Genomic DNA, 19571 nt, shown 5'->3' on the forward strand with positions numbered 1-19571 from the left:
CCTTATCCTCCTTGATCCTGTCTCTCCTGCTCTCCTAAGAAGCTGGTCCCATTTTCTGTTTTTTCCAGCCCAAAATAATCGGTGATGGCCGCGCCAAGATCGGACAGTGTTTTTCTCTCTCCAAGAACTGAGGTGTTCCTACATTTTCCATACGCCAGCAGAAATGTTTTTTCTCTCGTATGCTGGCTGTGGCCGATGGTGGGATCATTTCCATGGTCTGCGCTGATCAACAGCAGATCCTCCGAACTCATTTTCTTTATGATTGTAGATAAATAATCATCTACGGTTTTTATTTTTTCCGCATAGCGTTCCGTATTTTCCGCATGGCCGGCTAAATCCGTTTCCTGTACGGTCGCAGCCATAAATCCTTCTTCCATTTCGTCCATCTCCTGAACGATGCTGTTCATGACAAACGCTGTATCAATCCCTGGGATTTTTTTTGCTCCTTCACAGGTGATCACATCCTGCATCTTCCCTATCAATGTGACATCCCGTCCACTTTCCTTCACGATCGCAGCAGCCTGTGTTTCCGGATTAATTCCATACCCCAGGTGCCTTACCTGATATCCTTTTTCATACAGGCCGGATTTTGGTGAATTTACACCAATCAAACCGTCTTCTCTTTTTTCAATCGCCTGCAGGAGCTGCCCGCGGCTGACATTCTCGCCGCCGAGGGCAATCACCCGGTTTACTTTAACGCAGCGGCGGATCTCTTCTCCTATCTTCAACACTTCTTCAAAAGGAATAAAATCCAGCGGAGCCGAGACGTTGTAGATCTGGCCATAGTCGGTTTCAATATTATCCGCTGCCACCACTACATCATTGATTAATAGATAAGGAAAGCTTTCATCGGGGATTTCCGCTTTGTATCCCTGTTCTTTCATATAAGCCTGGACCTCTTTTATCACTTCGGCAAACGGTGCCGAATATGGCGTTTTCGGTTTTGTTCCCATAATTTCATTATGCCCGGCAAAGCTGTCTGCCCCGTCGTGCTGGAGCAGCACACTCCCGGTACTCGCGGCAGGCACCGGACTGTTTAGGGCAGGATGGTGAAGGAGCTGATTAATTCCCAGCTTTTCAAATGAAGGAATCGCAAGGTGTTCCGCCTCATCCAAAATATGATAAAACGTATTGGCTCCCACATCCGCCGGCCTTGTCTGCCTGACATCTTCCATGCTGCCGATGCCAAGGCTGTCTATAATCAGAAGAATTGCTCGTCTTGCCATAGGTCTCACCCTTCTCCTGTAATATCTTTGAGGGCACGTGCCAGTATTTGAATCACCAGCTCAGCATCTGCCCGCATTGGGTTAATGCGGATGGCAGTTTTTAATAAACCTGGGTTTTCATCGAGAAAGCTTCCGGATACCCTGTAAATCATCGGAAGTACTTCAAATCGGGATTCTGCTCCGACAGGGTAAATCGCTGCCCCATGTTTCTCACAACGTTCTATCACTTGGTCGGCGATTGGTTCCTCCAACTCCGCTACCACGTTTTTGGATTGGGAATTCGTAACATAGGCTTGTTTTATTTGTGGTATTTCTCCATGATTCAGCCTTTTTTCCAGCTTATCCGTTTCCTCGTTCTGTACCGCAATTAAAACAGGCGCCGACACCAGCGATCGAAGTAGTTCCATCGCTTCATAACCCTGCACCTGGCCTCCGCCAGAATAGTTCCTTTCCTGTATAGCATCCACTGCGGTTTTCCTTCCGACAGCGATGCCAATGCCCGGAGGACCGAGCAGCTTAAAGCCTGAAAAACAGGAATAATCCGCCCCCAGTTCCACTCCAATATCTTTCACTTTGAAAACCGTGTAGTTATCATCCACCACAATAGAAAGATCCGGACGTACTTCCTTTACAAGCTGGATTATTTCCCTTAAATCATAATGGTCATTAGGTTTCTGGCGGGAATGCTGCACATAGAACACCCCGCATTGCGGGGACTTTGGCAACGCTTGTTTTAACTCGGCAGAATCGTTGTAGTTTACATAAATCGGAGAAAGTCCCATCATATCTACTGTTGATTTTGTTGTTTTATAAATCGGACTGGCGTGCATAAACAAGGAATCTCCGGCATTCAGCAGCGAAGCCAGCAGTTCCCGGATGGCACCTGTCCCTGCCCCTCTTACCAACGCGCAGCGTTCCGTTCCAAAGAAGGAAGCCAGGGTTTTTTCCACTTTTTTTGTTTGAACAGGCGAGCCTTCGCCCGGTACCACCCCGAGGTCTCCCTGTTGAAAAAACTGACTGCCGTTGAATTCCGCTGAAATGGCCTGTACCAATTCAAACTGTTTCTGTTTTGCTTCTTCCATGTTCATGACTTCCAATATGGATGTCTGCATCATGCCGCCTCCTAAAACGCAAGAAATCTTCTCGGATTTTCGACCATCATCAAATGAATTTCTTCCTCGGAAACGCCTCTATTTTTCAGCTCTGGAATAAATGTGGTGAAAAGATATTCGTAACCGAAGCCTTCGTTCACTTTCAAATAGGATTTTTTGGTAATATCCGTCGACAGCATGATTTGGGAGGCCCAGCCTTTTTCCAATAAAAACAATACATCTTCGATTCTTTCTTCGTTCGTTCGATAGCTGTTCTTTCCTATCGTATCGAACTGAATATAAACACCGGCTCCAAGCAGGTATTCATATTCCTCCCGGCTGCCGTTCAAATCCTGGTGTCCGAGCGATATTTTACTAAAATCAGCATTGATCTGGTTCATAAGATCCAGCTGGGCAGAGCCCATCGTGCCCAGTTCACAATGGGTACTCAATGGAGCTCCAGTTGCCTTCTGAGCCTTCAGGGCTGCACGGAACACTTTCTTCTCGTCTTCTGTTATGTCATCCAGGCTGCTTCCGATTTCCGAAATGATTCCTGCCCGGATCGAAGTGCCTTCTATTCCTTCGATCAATTCTTTTATAAATAGTTCAGTGATTTCTTCCTCTGTTTGTTCAAAGACTTCTTTTGGATAATAGTCCTGCTTGTAGTATCCTGTTGCCGCTACAATAGGGACTTTATTCTTGGCGGAAACCTGGTACAGCGACTCCACGTCTCTTCCCATTCCGCGGTTGGTGACTTCTACAATCCCGCCGCAGCCTGCCTGCATGAGACGGTTTATTTCTTCGTTCATCATGGCATCATCCGACAGAATGGGATCCTTATCCTGTCTGATGTGGGATAAATCCAAAATTACATGTTCATGAATCATCGTTTGGCCCAGTTGATGGGGAGGAATGTCTCCCTGTACCGTTCTTATTTTTTTCATCGTTCATTCTCCTCTATTATCCACCTGGAGTGAAAAGCTGCAGGAAATATAGAATATTTAAGATAACACCGGTACCGATAGCGGCTAATGGATAAGCAGCCAGCCGGATGACCGGTCTTCCGGTTGCTTCATTAAATAAATATAATAAGGCAAAAATCGTAAAACCAGTAACGCTTCCCATCTCCAATACTGCCAGAACTGAACCTACCAATAACGCTATTTCCATCACCGTACTGATAGAGGTTCGGATATTATCGGAAGCTTCCCGTAAAGACGGAAACCGTTCCATCACCTTCCCGAGCCTCGAGAGCATTAACACCTCAAGACTTAATATGAGGGCTCCGGCAATACCTGCCAAAACCGGATTTGGCATAAGATAACCGACCGGAAAGACAAAGGTCAAGCCGACTACGCCAAATACCCCTGTTGTCAGGGCAGTGGTTGCAATTAACGGGATAAATCCTATAGCACGCAGAAGATCACTTAAAGCGGCCTGCTGAATCAGGGCGTTGGTTTCTGCGGCATCTTCTGTAGTGTAGGCGTCATGCAGAGTAAAGACGGAAACTTCAGAGCCGGCAAAGTATTGCAGGTTGGAAACAATGGCTACAAGAGCCCCCACTGCAGCGAAAAAAGGAAGCCCTTTATATAACCGCCTCGTCCTTTCTACAAAAATGGATTCGCCTTCCTCTACTTCCGTTTCCCCATTATTGATACGATCCTTTCTATCCTTGCTCAAAGCAAAAATGACAAGCAGAATCGTTCCGATAAATAATTGGCCCGCTTCCGGCAGTAAGTTAAGACTTTCCGGAAGAAGTCCCTGTTCAATAATCGTCCGTACCAGTAAGACAAGACTTCCCGCGATAATACCTTTTCTCCAGCCGAATTGATAAATAATGGCGAGGACCGGAAAGAGAGCAAAACCCGCGAGAACAGGACTGCTCAATTCTCCCAGAGCCCCAATGAAATCTACAGGAAAGACCGTTAAAGCAGCCTGAACCCCTGTTAAACCAACAACCACAGCAATGCCCCAGCCTGCTCCCAGCAGGCCGGCGAGCCACGCTGATCCCGCGAAAACCCCTAAAATATCTGTGGGTAAAAACAGCAGCCAGGGATTAAGCAGTCCTGTGGATAATGTAAACGAAATACCGATGGACGCAATGAAACCGACACTTAGACCGAAAGCGACGGAGGACATTTCCCCCCGGTTCATGCGCCCTTCTATAAATTCCGGCATGATCGGACGAAGCCCGTCATGAAATACCGCTCTTCCGTAATGCGAAAGCAGGGCTGTTCCTGCTGTCAGAAGTGTAATGAGAATCAGCTTTGTAATCGTGAATTCCAAACTCCTCTACCCCCTGTTTTTCAAAATTTCTTCGACAATCATAGGTACTGCGGTATCGATAGATTCTACCGCTGTTCCAAAAGCCAATTTTCCTTCTTTTACTAATTTTTCAATCGTTTCCTGCTTCGGCCGACCTCCTGCTTTGGCTACGGTGGAACAGTTATTATAGCCGAGAATACCGATCAACACAGAAAGAGCAGCTCCTCCCCCGCTGTTGCAGGCGCCGATGTAATAGTCAGCTTCGTTTGCCTTTATTTTTTTAGCTCCTTCAAAATCAGTGGAAACGACTGCTTCTACTTGATCGCCGCCAGCTTTTTCAATCTCCTGCTTAATCTGATTTTTTTCCAAACCGCCAATCACAAATCGAACCATAGTTCTCCTCATCCTTTCTTTTTTGAATTATTGCTGAGTGAACATCCCCAGGTATAAAGTAATAAATCCATTTTCTGCTCTGGTAGAGACAGCTCCCTCTTTCCACAGGCAATGTTCTAAAACGCTTTCAGACTTTTTAAAAAGAACAGGGTTGGCATGTATCACATCCTCTATTTCTGACGTTGTACTTTCCAAGGCTTCCCCCTGATTGATACGCTCTGCAGCGATGGCTAAATGATTGGTAAAGGAACCCGCCTGCTCATGTTCCAAATCAATAAAGTCATGTTCTATTAAACGGTGTAATTCCCGTTTCACAAGATCATACGTCCCGTTTTCAATTTGGCCGCTGTCCAGCAGCAGCGTCAATCTTTCCTTCATTTCTTCCGTTAACAATGGCAGTCACCTCTTATTAAATTCAATGTACAGTATTTAGTATTTTAAGGGTAAAATAAAACTCAATAACGAGGAAAACGTTCTCCCCCCTCTATGCTTTGTTGAATGCTTGTTATGTTATCATTTGTTAATGATTCGATCTGGTCGATAATATCGGTCCGATTTTCATCCACGACCACCACAGCCTCGGAAGAAAGCTCTGTTAACTTCTTTGCCTTTTCTGAAGAAAATTCCGCGGCATTAAAATGATTGACAGACTTCACTTCATCCATGTTCCACACGGCAGCATCTATCTTCTTTTGCTTCAGCATATTGAACAACTGCATGTAATTTAGATCTACCAACTCAACATCCAAATCTTCACACTCATGTATCGTACACATCGACTGGTCCGGTGAAGACCTGTCTATCCCTACTCTCATCCCATTTTCGATTTTTTTCTTCTTGGGATCAGCGAAAAAAATCTTATGGCCGGTGACATACGTTTGAGGGCCGAATTGTTTGATGATCTGTAGCCCCTCGTGTGACTCTTTTCCTTCTAAAGCGGCCAGATGCGATACAATGGCAAAGTCATATCTTCGTATTTTCAGAGCTTCCAGACGATTACTCGCTCCCCTCATATAGGCAAGGCTGACTCGTCTGTCCATTCGCTCAAATTCATCCACAATTCCGGTAGCCAGGCCTTCATATTTCACGGAATACGGAAGCGGCATAACACCTACGACCGGGCCTTCTTCAGAAATATCCAGCAGAACACTGACATCTTTTTTCACTAAAAAAGTACCAAGGTGCCCTCTGGAGTCCAACCCAATTCCGCCAAGCTCTTCTAAAAGTTTAATAGCTCCCTGGACCGTCCCTCTCCCAAGCGCCAGTTTATCGCAGAAATCAGTAACCCTGGGGATGCGCTCCCCTGTTTCAATTTTGAGAAGCTCTTTTGCGATATATTTTGCAGCCAGACCGTTTTTCGAATATAAACTCTCCCAAATACGCACCATCAATACTCAACGCCCTTTTAATTTTCAATGTACAATATATTGTATATTATCATAGCAAACATGAAGGTTTTTGTAAATGCCTGAATATTATCTTTTTTTATGATTCATGCTGCGGAGAGTCAGATTTATAACTTTGTGCCCCCTTTTCCCTTATCCCCTTCGATAAAAAACCGCTTGCAATTTCAAAAACTATTTGACAATTTCTAATGTTATTTTTATTATATATATTAACTGGTATACCGCATACCGAATATCACATATCAGTTTTTGTGTCATGAGGGAGTGGAGAGTTTGAAAAAAATAGGAAAGTTCGTTTCATATACAGACCAGGTGTACCGCGAGCTTAAATCTGCAATTGTGAGCGGGGATATCCAGCAGGGAGAATTTCTGCAGGAGCGTTCGATCGCAGAACAGCTTGGAGTCAGCCGCACCCCTGTACGCGAAGCGATAAAACGGCTTGAATTCGAGGATTGGGTGGAGACACTTCCTTGGAAAGGAGTGGTAGTCAAAGATATCGACCGCCAGGATATTATCGAAGTCTTTCAATGCCGCTATGCAAACGAAGGTTTTGTTGGAGAGCGGGTTGCTTCTACTATTACCGATGAAAATATGGCAGAGCTGAAAAAAATAAAATCAACGATGGAGGAATTAGCTGACGAAAGCAGGCAAGAATTTATAAATGAGGACAGAAAATTTCATATGCATCTGGCTCAGCTTACCAATAACAGCCTGTTGATTCATTTTCTTGATCGTCTCAGCGATCAAATGCTCCGTTTTGGCATCTTGGCTGTCAAAGATAAGGTAAGGATCAAGGAGACGCTGGAGGAGCATCAGGCTATTATTGATGCCCTGGAAACACGTTCTCCGGAAAAAACAAAAGAAGCGATACAGCGGCACATCGATAACAGCCAGGATGTTCTGCTCCACCAAACAAAAGAGAGAGAATAGGAGTGTCCGATTTGTCATTACCACACATACCTTTCACCTTTCGTGTGAATCAAACCGAGCATACGGTTTCTGTCCGCCATATTTTTTGTATTGGGTATACCGGACGAAATCAGGAAAAAGTTCAGGCACATGTGGACGAGCTTGCAGAATTGGGAATCCCACGGCCGGATAATATTCCTGCGCTTTATCCGATTAGGCTTTCGAGCCTGAACACCTCCTCAGGGATTCAGGTTTCTGGAGCGCAGACATCTGGGGAAGCTGAAATTACGTTGATTTTCACCCCGGAGGATTCCTTTGTCACAATCGGAAGCGATCATACCGACCGGGAACTTGAAACCGTGGATATCGGAAAGTCCAAGCAAGTCTGTGATAAACCGATCGCACCAGAAGCATGGCCGATGAAAGAAGTTCTTCCACATTGGGATGAACTCCTGCTGCGTACAGAAATTCTGATAGACGGAAAATGGGAAGCCTACCAGGAAGATTATCTTTCTGCCATCCTTCCCTTCCACGAGATTGCAGCTATGCTGAAGAAAAGAAACGTTCCTTCCACAGACGCCGTGTTTTTCGCGGGGACGGTTCCGCTATTGGACGGTTTTAAGTTTGGCACTGCTTATAGCATGACGCTGCAGGATCCGGTGCTGGACCGCACGATTCAATTAAATTACGAAGTCAAGGATTTAAATGAGGAAAAAGGGGAGGTGAAACAATCGTGATTGTTTCTTCTCTGCAAATGGATATCGTACCAGGAGACCCAGCTGCGAACCGGGCCAAAGTGGAAGTATTCATTCAGAAGGAAGTTGAACAGACACGTCCGGATGTGATTGTACTGCCGGAAATGTGGACAACGGCGTATACCCTGCCAGAGCTTCCAAAGGTTGCCGATCACCAGGACAGTAAAACAATTCCTTTTCTGCAGCATCTGGCAGCGAAACATCAAACCCATTTGATCGGCGGATCGATTGCTTATCAAAGCGGCGATGATATGTTTAACCGCGCCCTAATCATTAATAATAAAGGAGAGCTCGTCTATCATTATGACAAGCTCCATCTTGTTCCAATGCTTCAGGAGCCGGCTTATTTATCCGGCGGGCAAAATAAAGCGCAGGTTTTTGAACTGGATGGTTTAAAAATGGGAATTATTATCTGTTATGACCTCCGTTTCCCGGAACTTCTCCGGGCTCTGGCTTTGGAAGGGGCTCAGGCCGTTTTCATTGTGGCAGAATGGCCGGAAGCAAGACGCAGTCACTGGTACCACCTACAAATCGCCCGGGCTATTGAAAATCAGTGCTACATTATTTCGAGTAACCGCATTGGGTCTTATAACGAAGTCGAGTTTGCCGGCACCTCCATGATCATAGATCCCTGGGGAAACGTCCTGGCAGAAGGAAGCCAGGACCAGGCTGAAACCGTCCGCGCCGAAATCCATCCGGAGCAGGTAACGGACGTACGCAGACAGGTCCCTGTTTTTGACAGTAGAGTGCCGGACTTTTACACCTATTACTAATACAAAAAGGAGTGTTCACTAATGAAAAAATGGATTCTTTCTTCGCTCGTAACAACTTCATTACTCTTTACTGCAGCCTGTGGAGGCGGTGATGATACAGGGAATGCAGAAGGCGGAGACTCCGGAGGAGATTCCCAGGACGATGTCACCCTTCGTCTAGCCCATACCGGTTCTGACTCCCATCAATACAATATTGCTGCAGAAAAATTTAAAGAACTTGTAGAAGAAAAAACAGATGGTTCGGTTACTATTGAGATTCACGGAAACGCAAACCTGGGCAGTGAAGATGAAGCGGTGGAACAAATACTCGATGGCACCCTTGATATGACTACCGTGGCGGCAGACAGTTCTTTTTCCAACACTGTTCCGGTCATGAACGTCTTCGGCATTCCATATATTTTCGAAGACCGTGACCATGTATACAGCGTACTGGATGGAGAAATCGGCCAGGATCTCCTTTCCCAGGCCGAAGAAAAGAATATGAAAGCTCTCGGGTATTGGGAAGTCGGCTTCCGTCATCTGACGAACAATGAAACGGAAATCACAACTCCCGGAGATATGGAAGGCCTAAGCATCCGTGTGCAGCCGTCCAAGGTATGGGAAGCCCACATGGAAGCACTCGGCGCAAGTCCTACTCCAGTAGATTTCAATGAGCTTTATTCCGCCCTCGATCAAGGTGTAGTAGACGGTCAGGAAAATCCGCTTCCAACCATTGACTCCATGAAATTCTATGAAGTTCAGGACTATGTGTCCTTAACAGCTCACACGTACTCCCCCGCCATTACCGTGGCAAGCAGCAACGCCTGGGACAAGCTGAGCGAAGAGCAGCAGACTGCTGTGCAGGAAGCCGTTGATGAAACGACAGAATATCAGCGCGAAGAACTGCAGAATAAAGAAGAAGAAATCATGCAGACACTCGAGGAAAATGGTGTTACCATCACGGAAGATCCAGACCGTGAGGCCTTCCGCGAAGCAACATCCGGCGTGAAAGATGTCCTTTCGGAAGAAGTACCGTCTTCTCTGCTTGAAGAAATTGAAGCAGCCAAATAACAAACTAATGAACTTCCGGGTGTTTTCATCAAACACCCGGAACCTTTTCTATTTCCACTTTAGAAAATGGAAAGAAATGAGGGGGAAAACATGCAGAAACTGGATACCCTGCTTATAAAAATTATGGAATACATTATGTTTCTATGCCTTAGTGTGACCGTACTTGTCACCTTCGTGCAGGTATTCTACCGGTACGTTCTCGGGCAGTCCCTTGCCTGGTCCCAGGAATTCGTGTTGATTACGTTTGTTTATGCGGTATTAACAGGTGCTGTCGTTTGTATTTATCACAAGGAGCATCTGCAGGTCGATCTGCTCGACAACAAACCAGCCTGGCTGCAAAAGACAGCCCATGTGCTGGAGTTTGGCATCGTGTTATTTTTCATTATTATTTTTACGTATTATGGCATCGAGCTTGTAAACAGTAATCTGACGTCCGGTCAGACCGTTGGCATTCTTCCCATTCAAACCGCATACGTGTACATGGCTATGCCGGCAAGTGGGATTTTAATGCTTTACTTCCATGTTAGGCAGGTGATCAAATGATCTGGCTCATCCCTCTTTTATTCGTTTTAATCCTGCTTCGCGTCCCTATTGCCTTCGCCCTTGGCGGGGTTTCTATGCTGGGTATTATTTTAACGGACCCGAACCTGCTTATTAATGTACCACGTCAGATTTACGGCGGAATGGAAAGTTTCAGCCTCGTGGCTGTCCCATTGTTTATCCTTGCCGGCGAAGTAATGACACGAGGCGGAATCTCGGAACGATTAATCCGATTTTCGCAGATGCTTGTCGGGTTTATGCCGGGAGGGCTTGCCATGGTTGTTATCGTAGCAAGTATGTTTTTCTCCGCACTCACGGGCACCGCCATTGCTGCGGCTGCTGCGATCGGCGGCATGATGCTGCCGGCGATGAAAAAAGAAAATTACGATACTGGTTTTTCGGCCAGCCTTGTTGCTACATCGGCCACCATCGGCCCCATTATCCCTCCAAGTATTGTGCTTATCTTATTTGGCGTAATTGCCAGTGTTTCCATCGGGGATCTTTTCATCGCGGGATTCGTTCCTGGAGTTTTGATGGGCATCGGCTTGATGGTCTACAGCTACATTGTGGGGAAAAAGAAAAATTACAAAGCCCGGGAATCCCTGCCGCGACCCGGTGAATTTTTCAGGGGTCTATTGGATGCCATGCTCGCTCTTATCATGCCGCTCATCATTATCGGCGGTATAATATCAGGGATTTTCACTGCTACGGAATCCGGAGTTGTCGCTGTTTTCTATGCCTTTATCATCGGCATGTTTGTCTATAAGGAACTGGGATGGAAGGATGTTAAAAATGTGTTCATTTCCACCGGTAAGACGACAGCTTCTATCGTTTTTCTGATTGGTTCTGCCTCTCTGTTTATCTGGTTTTTATCGTTTGAAAGCATTCCGCAGCAGTTGACGAATATGCTTGGTCCAGTTGCAGAGAATCCCCTCCTGCTTCTGCTTGTGATTAATGTTATTCTGCTTTTGGCTGGCACGTTCATCGATACAATCAGTGCTGTATCGATCTTCACTCCATTATTTCTTCCGCTGATCACAACGGCCGGCATTGACCCGATTCATTTTGGCATTATTATGGCTGTGAACTTAACAATCGGTATGGCGACACCGCCGCTTGGGGTCACCTTATTCGTGACAGCACGAATTGCAGAAATCAAGGTCCAGCACATGTTCCGGCATCTAGTTCCGCAGGTGGGCATACTAATTGCCGTTCTGTTGATTATTACCTATATTCCAGAAATCAGCCTTTATCTCCCGGAACTGTACCAAAACGTTTTTGATTCATAGAAAGAAGGATGCTTATGCAGACTCCAGCTATGCTGCGCGAAAAAATAAGATACGGTTCGTTCCAAGGGCCGACGTCCGGTCAATGTCCGGATTTTGTACAGGCGAATGTAGTTATTGTCCCTAAAGCCTATGCTTTTGATTTTTTCCTGTTCGCCCACCGTAACCCGGATTCTTGTCCACTTGTGGACGTATTCGACGCAGGCGTGACAGAATCCCGTTTCGCCCCCGGATCCGATATACGCAATGATGTCCCGCGCTATCGTATCTACCGTCATGGAACGTTAACCGAAGAAACCACCTCTATCAAAAATATTTGGCTGGAGGATTGGGTTACCTTTTTGATCGGATGCAGTTTTACTTTTGAAAGTATTCTACAGCAGGAAGGCATCCCTCTCCGGCATATCGAAGAAAACAAAAATGTAGCGATGTACGTGACCGATCGGCCAACCAAAGCTACCACGATGTTTCACGGACCGCTCGTCGTATCCATGCGCCCTGTGCCGCAACAGCTGGTTCAGAAAGCAAGTGAGGTGACAGCATCCTACCCAAATATGCATGGCGCACCCGTTCACGCTGGGAACCCGTCTGTCCTCGGCATTGCAGACATAGAAGCTCCTGATTTCGGAGACAAGATTCACATTAGAGATAACGAACTTCCTGTATTCTGGGCCTGCGGGGTCACCCCGCAGATGGCCGCGATGGAAAGCCGGCTCCCCTTCATGATTACCCATGCCCCGGGTCATATGTTTGTTACCGATGTGACAAATGAAGAATTTCTAAAGCAAAGATAGGGAGGAACTAGAGATTTCCTTATCTATGAACGTTTCGATAAAGCGGGACCAACTCTCTGGGCAGAGCTGGTCTCCTTTTTCAAAAACAGCCCCCTATCGAAAAAAAGGCATTCCGTCTCTTTCAAACACTTTAATATCCTCCAGCCTTTGTTTTTGTGAAGCTGTCATGGGAAGGTCTCCAGCTTTCTCAAGAGAAACCCAGGCCCAGTCGGTGGATTCTTCATCCAGCTGGAGCCTGCCCCGGACTATCCGGGCTTTATACAAAATTAAAAATTCCTGCCGCACCTCCCCATCAGAATAGGCAATTACCGTGTTGGGATTCGAATACGTCCCAATAATACCGGTAATTTCCACCGTATAGCCCGACTCTTCCTGCACTTCCCGGACGGCACAGCTCTTCAGGTCTTCTCCTACGTCCATGGTGCCGCCGGGGAGTGTCCATTTTCCATTGTCCCGGCGCCTCACCACCAATATTTCCTGCTTGTCATTTACAATTGCTGCGGCCGCCGCAGGTTTCAACCCATTTGGGACAGGGGCTTCGGGGTCGTTTTGGTAATCCGTGCGGGTGGTTTCGAGAGGCGTTTCCCTCCACGCTGTCACTTCACGCGTTTCTTCCACCACCACCTTGTCATTGCCTGGCGGAGTTTTAATAAACAGCAGAGCCGTGCCGGGTTTGGACCGCTGGGCATATGACGTCCCCGGACGGATTTGAAAAAAATCTCCCTTACGAAACATGTAGGTCTGTTTGGTGTCCACCTCCATATATTCCGTCATACCGCTGATTATGTACATATACTCACTGGCCCGGATGTGGTAGTGGGACTTCTCGGAAGTAAACGTATCATAAGAAGTGATCCCTATTTCGACATTTTCTTCCGGGAAATGGGACAGTTCCTGCGGCCGCTGCAAATTCCCGGCTAAATACTGGCGGGCTGTGTTTTCCAGTGTCCTTTGCATATCTTTATTGCTTATAGCTTGAAAGGACTGATTCATGAAACCACCTCTGCTTTCTTGTATCAAAAAAACCAGCTGCACCAGCTGGTTTTCTTTTAACCTGGATTAATTCATCAGTATTCTTCTGGGCTGACAATACAAAAGAGCTTTGTATTTTTCCAGTTTGGAAATCTATTATTAAAAACCCCCGCGTTTACGCATCTGCTCCTCTAAAAACCGGCGAAAGGCTTCTTTGGTCACCCCGGAATCCATTGCCGTTTCCACCAGAGCAAGCCATTCAGTATCAAGCTCCTCGTCTTCCAAAGAAGAGCTATCTAAAAAACCATCGGGAGGAAGGTCCAGACCCTTCGCCACTTTTTCCAGAAAGGAAACAGACGGAGTTTGATTCCCGCCCTCTTCTACCGCCCGCAGGCATTCTTCTTCTACCCCGGCTTTTGCAGCCAGCTCAGGTATCGTCACCGACTGTTCATGCCGCTCATATCGTATCCGGATCCCTATCATCCCGCGTACACCCTTTTTCTACTATCATACAAAACTTCCAATAGCATACCAATATTTTTTTACAATAATATTCAGCCGAAATTCAACTTCTTACATATAGATGAAATACACGATAGAAACTGTCGTTGCCATACAAATCAGGGTTAACGGGAAACCAATACGAAAATAATCGGCAAATGAATACCCGCCCGGACCAAAGACAATTAGATTCGTCTGATAGCCGATCGGGGATAAAAAACTGGCGGATGCGGCGATCGCAATAAGAACAGCCATACCGACAGGATCCATTCCCATTTCCAGAGCGATTTCATAGGCTATCGGGAACATAATGACGGCTGCCGCGTTATTCGTGATAAATTCTGTAAAGATATTCGTGAGGAGATAGAGGGATACCAGCACGGCTGCAATTCCAAGAGGCTCCAATCCTCCTATCATTGCCTGGGCAATCCAGTCCGCTGTTCCCGTTGCCGTAATCACATTTCCGATCCCCAGCGCACTGGCGATCAATAAAAGCACCTGGAACTGGACAGATGCTTTCGCCTCTGTCGGTGAAGAAATTTTCGCAGCAAACAAGATTCCCACCATGATTACCATCGCTTGAAAAATGGAAAGCAAGTCCAGCATGACCAGCCCGATCATCCCCATTAAGAGAATCAACGTAATCCAGCCTTGGGACTCATCCTCATAAAATTTCTGTTCTTCCAGCGGAGTGGTGATATAAAAATCCTTTCTTTCCCGGATGCGTTCGTTAAAATCCGGACCGCTGACAAGCAGAAGTAAGTCGCCTGCTTTCGGTACAATGTCCCCTATTTTCCCTTCCACCCGTTCGTCATTGCGGTGTACGGCCACCACCGCCGCATCATATGTTTCTCTAAAACGGCTCTGTTTGATGGTCTGGTGAGTCAGGGAGGATTGGTGGGAAACAACGGCTTCCACGAGCCGGCTGTTTCCATTTTTTATATTGTCAAGGGACAGGTCCGTTCCTGTATTAACCTCCAGCCCTTTCCGCTTCTGCAAATCCGCAATGGTCGAAATCATTCCCGTAAATACAAGCCGGTCGCCTGCCTGCACCAGGGTCTTGCTGCTCACCGGCGAAATTCTGTTTTTGCCGCGGATAATTTCAATTAAGTAGACGCCCTTTAAATTGCGAAGCTGCGCTTCTTCCACTGTTGCATTAGCATAAGGAAATTCTGCTGTTACTCTCATTTCACTTAAATAATCTTTCGTATTTTCCCGGACCCTTTGAATCATGCTGCGGTGATCCGGGAGAAGGTGCGGACCGAATACCAGCAGATATAAAAGACCGGCCACGGTAATGGGCACTCCCACCCATGCCAGTTGGAAAAAGGAAAACCCTCGTTCTCCAGCATCAATCAGGAGACCATGAATGACCAGGTTCGTCGACGTTCCAATTAATGTTATTGTCCCTCCCAGAATAGAAGCATACGACAACGGCAGCAAGTATCGGGAGGGCGAAATGTTGTGCTTCGAGGTCCACCGCCGTACGACCGGGGTCAGTGTTGCCACAATAGGCGTGTTATTAAAGAATGCAGAGAAGGCAGACACTGGAACGAGAAGCTTTCCCATCGCCGCCCTGCCGGATTTCGTATCAGCCAGAAACGATGTCATTAACCGTTCGATTAAACCGCTTTTTTCAAAGACACCGGCAACCACAAACAGCAGAGCCACCGTCATCATCCCTTGATTCGAAAAACCGGCAAGCGCCTCTTCCGGGGTCACGAACCCCAGCATTAAAAACAGGAAGAGCGTAAAAAACACTAGAAGATCCGGCCGGACTACTTCCAAAAACAAGCCGGCCATCATGAAACATATTCCAGCCAGAACCACAGCAATCTCTATCGTCATATGAATCCTTCCCTTATGTAACTAACCTGTAATCATTATATAGGCGCTTGGTTCTTCCCGGCAAGAAACTTGAGTTTTCTGATAGGGTATTAAAATAAAATAGTTCGTATTGTTTTCCTACTTTTCACAGAAGCCAGAAACAGTATCGCACTTTCAAAAAAGCCCTCTTTAAGGGGCTTTTTCCTAGTGATTACTTATTATTTCTATTCCTTTTTTGGTAATGGTTGTACCCGCTCTCCCCTTTCCTATTTCTACCAATTTATCCTTCTCCATGATTTTAAGATAATTTCTTAATTCCTGTTCAGAAAGAAAAATTTGATTAGCAAAGGCTTTGTCAGCTATTGTTTTTCTACCAATTCTTTGTTTCCTTAAGTATTCTTGATAAAGTACACGTAAAATAAAATATATTTTCTCATCATACTCATCCTGCTTCTCGGTTTCAACAGCATGAGTAATGTTTTTTATATCCAGCCACTCTTGATAAATTGGCAGCTCTTTACATTCGATATAGTCACCCCCGAAATTCTTAATGTAATTTGCACAGTTTTCCAATTCTCTTATATTCCCTTCCCACGTATAATTTAATAAAAAGTCTGTCGCCTCTTCGCTTAAAGAGATATCATATCCTTCTAAAAAGAAGGAGAAAAGCGGTAAAATATCTTCTTGTCGTTCGCGCAGGGGCGGAATTTCGAGAGGCAGTACGTTTAATCGAAAGTACAAATCTTTACGAAAATCACCCTTTGAAATCTCGCTTTTTAAATTTCGATTTGTCGCTGCTATAATTCGTATATCCACTGGTATAACCGAATCTCCGCCTACCCTCATCACTTCTTTTTCCTGAAGTACTCTTAATAGCCTTGACTGGAGCGCTGGCGGCATTTCACCGATTTCATCTAAGAAGATAGTTCCCAGGTGGGCTTGTTCGAAGAGCCCCGGCTTGCCCCCTTTCTTTGCTCCAGTAAACGCCCCCTCCACATAACCAAAAAGTTCACTTTCCAATAATTGTTCAGGAAGAGCCGCACAATTAAAAGCGACAAACGAATATTTCTTTCTTGAAGAATGGTTATGAATGGCCTGAGCAAACAGTTCTTTTCCCGTACCACTTTCCCCTTTTATAAGCACAGAAGCATCAGAGTCAGCCATCCTCTGGGCTATATCTTTACTGCGTGAAATAGCCGGAGAATCCCCTATTATATTATAGAAATGATATTTTGCTGCAAAACCTTTTCCAGCTAACTGAGAACGCAGACGGTGCTGTCGCTTCTCCGTTTCCTGGAAAGGAACTAGCGTTGCTATGGCACCCGTTGTCTCACCTTCCACTTTAATAGCATTCATCGTCAACACTGTCGATGTTTGCCCGATTTGTAAAATTTCTTCCACAGCGTCCTGCCCATGATTCAGTATTTTTTCAAACGGTATATTCGGAAGCACATCTCGGTAATGATGCCCTAAAACTTCTTCTGGTTTATCTTCTATAAGTTGAGAAGCTGCATCATTATAAGTAGTTATTTTACCGGAAGAATTCACCGCTATGATCCCATTCTGTACAATTTGAAGAAAAAGATCTAATTGGTTTTCCAAGTAATCTTTTTTATCCAATATTCTTTCCAGCCCATAACTTATAGGAAGTATGTTAGAAAAGTGACGTTTTATTTTCCCCTCATATTTATGATGATCTATGTCAAGCTTCGCTATAATATCCATATAGGTTGTCATATCCAATATACGATTACCAATATTAATAATATCCTTATTTTCCAGTTCAGATTCAGGTTCCTCATTTGGACTTATAATGAGATCAACTTCAGGAAAGGGATCCATGCCTCTATAAGCCGGAATTAAATTAATTTGTCTTACATCTAATTGATGGATAGTAGAAATGGTTTCTAAAGACATTTCTAAAGTTGCGTTATATAAAATCGCGTTGGTCCCTTTTCTAAGATTCTTAATTCTTTTTATCCCCGTTTCACTTAACGTTCGTTTAGCAATAATAACAGCGGCATTTACATTTTTTATATAACGACGTACTTTTTCGAAAACTTTATAGTTAGGTATTAAAATTAAATCTCCTGAAATACCTTCATAGATTGTTTCATCTTCAAAACAGTAAAGATTCGTAGTTATGTCATCACCAAACATATTGGTAACTTCGTCATGAAAAGAAAGAAGAGTGTTTTTATATAACGAGACAATAGTCAAATTCTTATTCCGATTCATGCCAATCCCCTCCTTATTGATTTGTATTTTATATAAAAAGTGTTTAAAAAGCAATTTAAAATACCAAAACAACCATATTCAATTGGTTGTTTTGGTATTTCTATTCACCAATTAAACCATAAAATAACTCCTGTTTTCTTTATATTTTATAATGATACCTTTTTTTCTTTGCCATTATGACTTACAACGATAGTCCTCTCCTTCATCTCTTCTCTCCATATTTCTCTCTTGGCATGGATATTGCATCATTGTAATGGGAACGCAAACAACAAGGAGTGGAAATAATGCATTCATTACTAACCAAAGCAATGGAGATGCAAAATGATTTATCAACGTGGCGGCGGCACCTGCACCAATATCCCGAGCTTGGATTTCAGGAATACAATACCGGTGCATTTATTAGAGAGAAATTGAAGGAGTTTGGTATTCTAGAAGTTTCACGTATTGCGGAAACAGGCCTGATGGTTATGTTAAGAGGAAAAAATCCCGGGCCCACTGTTATGTTAAGAGCTGATATGGATGCCCTTCCTATCCAAGACGAAAAAAACGTTGAATACGCTTCCAAAATAGATAATGCAGCCCATTTGTGCGGGCACGATGCACATATTTCCATGATGCTGGGAGCAGCAAAAATTTTAAATGAAACAAAAATAGAAAACGGAAATGTGCAGATTATATTTCAGCCAGCAGAAGAAGGGTTATACGGTGCGAAAAAAATGATAGAAGAAAATGTACTGGGCGAAAACAATGTAGCGGCGGCAGCAGCCTTGCATGTCCAGCCTACCCTGCCCACTGGAGAAGTATCTATCTGTCCAAGTTCCAGCACGGCAAATTCAGATAGATTTGTCATTAAAATAATAGGAAAAGGAGGGCATGCGGCCCACCCCCATGTTACGGTCGACTCTGTTGCCGTTGCTGCTGAAGTTATTTCATCTATTCAACATATCGTAAGCAGAAAGGTGAACCCATTAGATAATGCTGTCATCTCGGTTGGGAAAATCACCGGAGGTTCGGCAAGAAATGTTATTGCTCCCTCCGTCACGTTGGTTGGAACTGTCCGAACTTTAAAAGAAAATGTTCAAGTTAACATAAAAGAAGAAATGGAAAGAATTATCTCGGGGGTATGCCAGGCATTTGAAGCTTCCTTTGAATTTAATTACGAAGAAGGGTATCCTTCTGTCGATAATGATGAAGAAATGCTGTCCATATTCAAATCCACTGCTTCCGGCATACTAGGTGAAAATAAATTGTCTATCGTCCCCCCCTCCATGGGTGGAGAAGACTTTTCCTATTATACAAAAATAGTTCCATCCGTATTTTTCAGGCTCGGCGTACGGCCACAAAACAAGGAATCTATCTATTCACACCATCACCCTCTTTTTGATATTGACGAAGACGCAATGCCTTATGGAACAGCTCTTCTTTCCAAGTTCGCTCTTGATTTTTTGAAACATAAACAAACGTTGGAAAAGACAGTCTCCTTTCGTTAAAAACCTTCTATTATTTTCTTCAGCATTAATTTAAAATGGAAATTAAACTTCAAAA

Annotated in this window: 19 protein-coding genes; 8 read left to right on the forward strand and 11 right to left on the reverse strand. The window is 44.8% G+C overall.

The window, feature by feature from the left end; genetic code table 11:
- Window positions 1–2: 2 nt before the first annotated feature.
- The 7 genes from G475_RS0100250 to yhfZ form a co-directional block, all read right to left on the reverse strand.
- Window positions 3–1226 carry a phosphopentomutase gene (locus G475_RS0100250; protein WP_026699536.1) on the reverse strand — a complete coding sequence of 408 codons (1224 nt, stop codon included), beginning with the start codon at window positions 1224–1226 and terminating at the stop codon, window positions 3–5.
- A 5-nt stretch (window positions 1227–1231) separates the two neighbouring features.
- On the reverse strand, window positions 1232–2338 hold the full coding sequence (locus tag G475_RS0100255; RefSeq protein ID WP_026699537.1) for an aminotransferase class V-fold PLP-dependent enzyme: 1107 nt from the start codon (window positions 2336–2338) through the stop codon (window positions 1232–1234).
- An 11-nt stretch (window positions 2339–2349) separates the two neighbouring features.
- Complete coding sequence (locus tag G475_RS0100260; RefSeq protein WP_035709701.1) at window positions 2350–3261, reverse strand: phosphotriesterase family protein; 912 nt, start codon at window positions 3259–3261, stop codon at window positions 2350–2352.
- 16 nt (window positions 3262–3277) lie between these two features.
- A complete protein-coding gene (locus G475_RS0100265; RefSeq protein WP_026699539.1) occupies window positions 3278–4603 on the reverse strand; it encodes a YhfT family protein in 1326 nt (441 codons plus the stop codon).
- A 6-nt stretch (window positions 4604–4609) separates the two neighbouring features.
- On the reverse strand, window positions 4610–4975 hold the full coding sequence (locus G475_RS0100270; RefSeq protein ID WP_026699540.1) for a DUF2620 domain-containing protein: 366 nt from the start codon (window positions 4973–4975) through the stop codon (window positions 4610–4612).
- Between the two features lie 27 nt (window positions 4976–5002).
- Complete coding sequence (locus G475_RS0100275) at window positions 5003–5368, reverse strand: hypothetical protein (protein ID WP_026699541.1); 366 nt, start codon at window positions 5366–5368, stop codon at window positions 5003–5005.
- 62 nt (window positions 5369–5430) lie between these two features.
- Window positions 5431–6363, reverse strand: a complete 933-nt coding sequence (yhfZ, locus tag G475_RS0100280) for a GntR family transcriptional regulator YhfZ (protein ID WP_035709706.1) — start codon at window positions 6361–6363, stop codon at window positions 5431–5433.
- 291 nt (window positions 6364–6654) lie between these two features.
- Between yhfZ and G475_RS0100285 the strand changes: the two genes are divergently transcribed.
- The 7 genes from G475_RS0100285 (at window position 6655) to G475_RS0100315 (ending at window position 12488) form a co-directional block, all read left to right on the forward strand.
- Window positions 6655–7311, forward strand: coding sequence for a GntR family transcriptional regulator (locus G475_RS0100285; protein ID WP_026699543.1), 657 nt, complete (start codon window positions 6655–6657; stop codon window positions 7309–7311).
- Between the two features lie 11 nt (window positions 7312–7322).
- Window positions 7323–8027 carry a DUF2848 family protein gene (locus G475_RS0100290; protein WP_026699544.1) on the forward strand — a complete coding sequence of 235 codons (705 nt, stop codon included), beginning with the start codon at window positions 7323–7325 and terminating at the stop codon, window positions 8025–8027.
- On the forward strand, window positions 8024–8818 hold the full coding sequence (locus G475_RS0100295; protein WP_026699545.1) for a carbon-nitrogen family hydrolase: 795 nt from the start codon (window positions 8024–8026) through the stop codon (window positions 8816–8818). Before G475_RS0100290 ends, G475_RS0100295 begins: the two co-directional genes overlap by 4 nt.
- A 21-nt stretch (window positions 8819–8839) precedes the next feature.
- The gene (locus G475_RS0100300; protein WP_026699546.1) at window positions 8840–9868 is read left to right on the forward strand and encodes a TRAP transporter substrate-binding protein; all 1029 of its coding nucleotides are present in this window, start codon (window positions 8840–8842) and stop codon (window positions 9866–9868) included.
- A gap of 90 nt (window positions 9869–9958) precedes the next feature.
- Window positions 9959–10411 (forward strand): TRAP transporter small permease, encoded by a 453-nt coding sequence (locus G475_RS0100305; protein ID WP_026699547.1) that lies wholly within the window; start codon window positions 9959–9961, stop codon window positions 10409–10411.
- Window positions 10408–11697 carry a TRAP transporter large permease gene (locus G475_RS0100310; protein ID WP_026699548.1) on the forward strand — a complete coding sequence of 430 codons (1290 nt, stop codon included), beginning with the start codon at window positions 10408–10410 and terminating at the stop codon, window positions 11695–11697. The genes G475_RS0100305 and G475_RS0100310 overlap by 4 nt, the downstream gene beginning before the upstream one ends.
- Window positions 11698–11711: 14 nt before the next feature.
- Window positions 11712–12488 (forward strand): putative hydro-lyase, encoded by a 777-nt coding sequence (locus tag G475_RS0100315; protein WP_084413922.1) that lies wholly within the window; start codon window positions 11712–11714, stop codon window positions 12486–12488.
- 93 nt (window positions 12489–12581) lie between these two features.
- Here the strand turns inward: G475_RS0100315 and G475_RS26615 are convergent, their stop codons facing one another.
- The 4 genes from G475_RS26615 to G475_RS0100335 form a co-directional block, all read right to left on the reverse strand.
- Window positions 12582–13481 (reverse strand): NUDIX domain-containing protein, encoded by a 900-nt coding sequence (locus G475_RS26615; protein ID WP_026699550.1) that lies wholly within the window; start codon window positions 13479–13481, stop codon window positions 12582–12584.
- Window positions 13482–13619: 138 nt separating this feature from the next.
- Window positions 13620–13943: a helix-turn-helix domain-containing protein gene (locus G475_RS0100325; RefSeq protein WP_026699551.1), complete on the reverse strand. Its 324-nt coding sequence runs from the start codon at window positions 13941–13943 to the stop codon at window positions 13620–13622.
- Window positions 13944–14033: 90 nt separating this feature from the next.
- On the reverse strand, window positions 14034–15809 hold the full coding sequence (locus G475_RS0100330; RefSeq protein ID WP_026699552.1) for an SLC13 family permease: 1776 nt from the start codon (window positions 15807–15809) through the stop codon (window positions 14034–14036).
- Window positions 15810–15992: 183 nt separating this feature from the next.
- Window positions 15993–18026 carry a sigma 54-interacting transcriptional regulator gene (locus G475_RS0100335; RefSeq protein WP_026699553.1) on the reverse strand — a complete coding sequence of 678 codons (2034 nt, stop codon included), beginning with the start codon at window positions 18024–18026 and terminating at the stop codon, window positions 15993–15995.
- A gap of 284 nt (window positions 18027–18310) precedes the next feature.
- On the opposite strand from G475_RS0100335, the gene G475_RS0100340 reads away from it, so the two are divergent.
- Window positions 18311–19516: a M20 metallopeptidase family protein gene (locus tag G475_RS0100340; protein ID WP_026699554.1), complete on the forward strand. Its 1206-nt coding sequence runs from the start codon at window positions 18311–18313 to the stop codon at window positions 19514–19516.
- Window positions 19517–19571: the final 55 nt, after the last annotated feature.

Origin of the sequence: Salibacterium aidingense DSM 18341 (assembly GCF_000429685.1) — a bacterium.
GTDB classification, from domain to species: Bacteria; Bacillota; Bacilli; order Bacillales; family Marinococcaceae; genus Salibacterium; species Salibacterium aidingense.

Excerpts from the sequence above, each read along its gene's own strand:
- G475_RS0100340 (WP_026699554.1), top strand. The coding sequence starts at position 18,311 with ATGCATTCATTACTAACCAAAGCAATGGAGATGCAAAATGATTTATCA.
- G475_RS26615 (WP_026699550.1), bottom strand. The coding sequence starts at position 13,481 with ATGAATCAGTCCTTTCAAGCTATAAGCAATAAAGATATGCAAAGGACA.
- yhfZ (WP_035709706.1), bottom strand. The coding sequence starts at position 6,363 with ATGGTGCGTATTTGGGAGAGTTTATATTCGAAAAACGGTCTGGCTGCA.
- G475_RS0100255 (WP_026699537.1), bottom strand. The coding sequence starts at position 2,338 with ATGCAGACATCCATATTGGAAGTCATGAACATGGAAGAAGCAAAACAG.
- G475_RS0100325 (WP_026699551.1), bottom strand. The coding sequence starts at position 13,943 with ATGATAGGGATCCGGATACGATATGAGCGGCATGAACAGTCGGTGACG.
- G475_RS0100315 (WP_084413922.1), top strand. The coding sequence starts at position 11,712 with ATGCAGACTCCAGCTATGCTGCGCGAAAAAATAAGATACGGTTCGTTC.
- G475_RS0100250 (WP_026699536.1), bottom strand. The coding sequence starts at position 1,226 with ATGGCAAGACGAGCAATTCTTCTGATTATAGACAGCCTTGGCATCGGC.
- G475_RS0100300 (WP_026699546.1), top strand. The coding sequence starts at position 8,840 with ATGAAAAAATGGATTCTTTCTTCGCTCGTAACAACTTCATTACTCTTT.
- G475_RS0100270 (WP_026699540.1), bottom strand. The coding sequence starts at position 4,975 with ATGGTTCGATTTGTGATTGGCGGTTTGGAAAAAAATCAGATTAAGCAG.
- G475_RS0100310 (WP_026699548.1), top strand. The coding sequence starts at position 10,408 with ATGATCTGGCTCATCCCTCTTTTATTCGTTTTAATCCTGCTTCGCGTC.
- G475_RS0100305 (WP_026699547.1), top strand. The coding sequence starts at position 9,959 with ATGCAGAAACTGGATACCCTGCTTATAAAAATTATGGAATACATTATG.
- G475_RS0100335 (WP_026699553.1), bottom strand. The coding sequence starts at position 18,026 with ATGAATCGGAATAAGAATTTGACTATTGTCTCGTTATATAAAAACACT.
- G475_RS0100330 (WP_026699552.1), bottom strand. The coding sequence starts at position 15,809 with ATGACGATAGAGATTGCTGTGGTTCTGGCTGGAATATGTTTCATGATG.
- G475_RS0100260 (WP_035709701.1), bottom strand. The coding sequence starts at position 3,261 with ATGAAAAAAATAAGAACGGTACAGGGAGACATTCCTCCCCATCAACTG.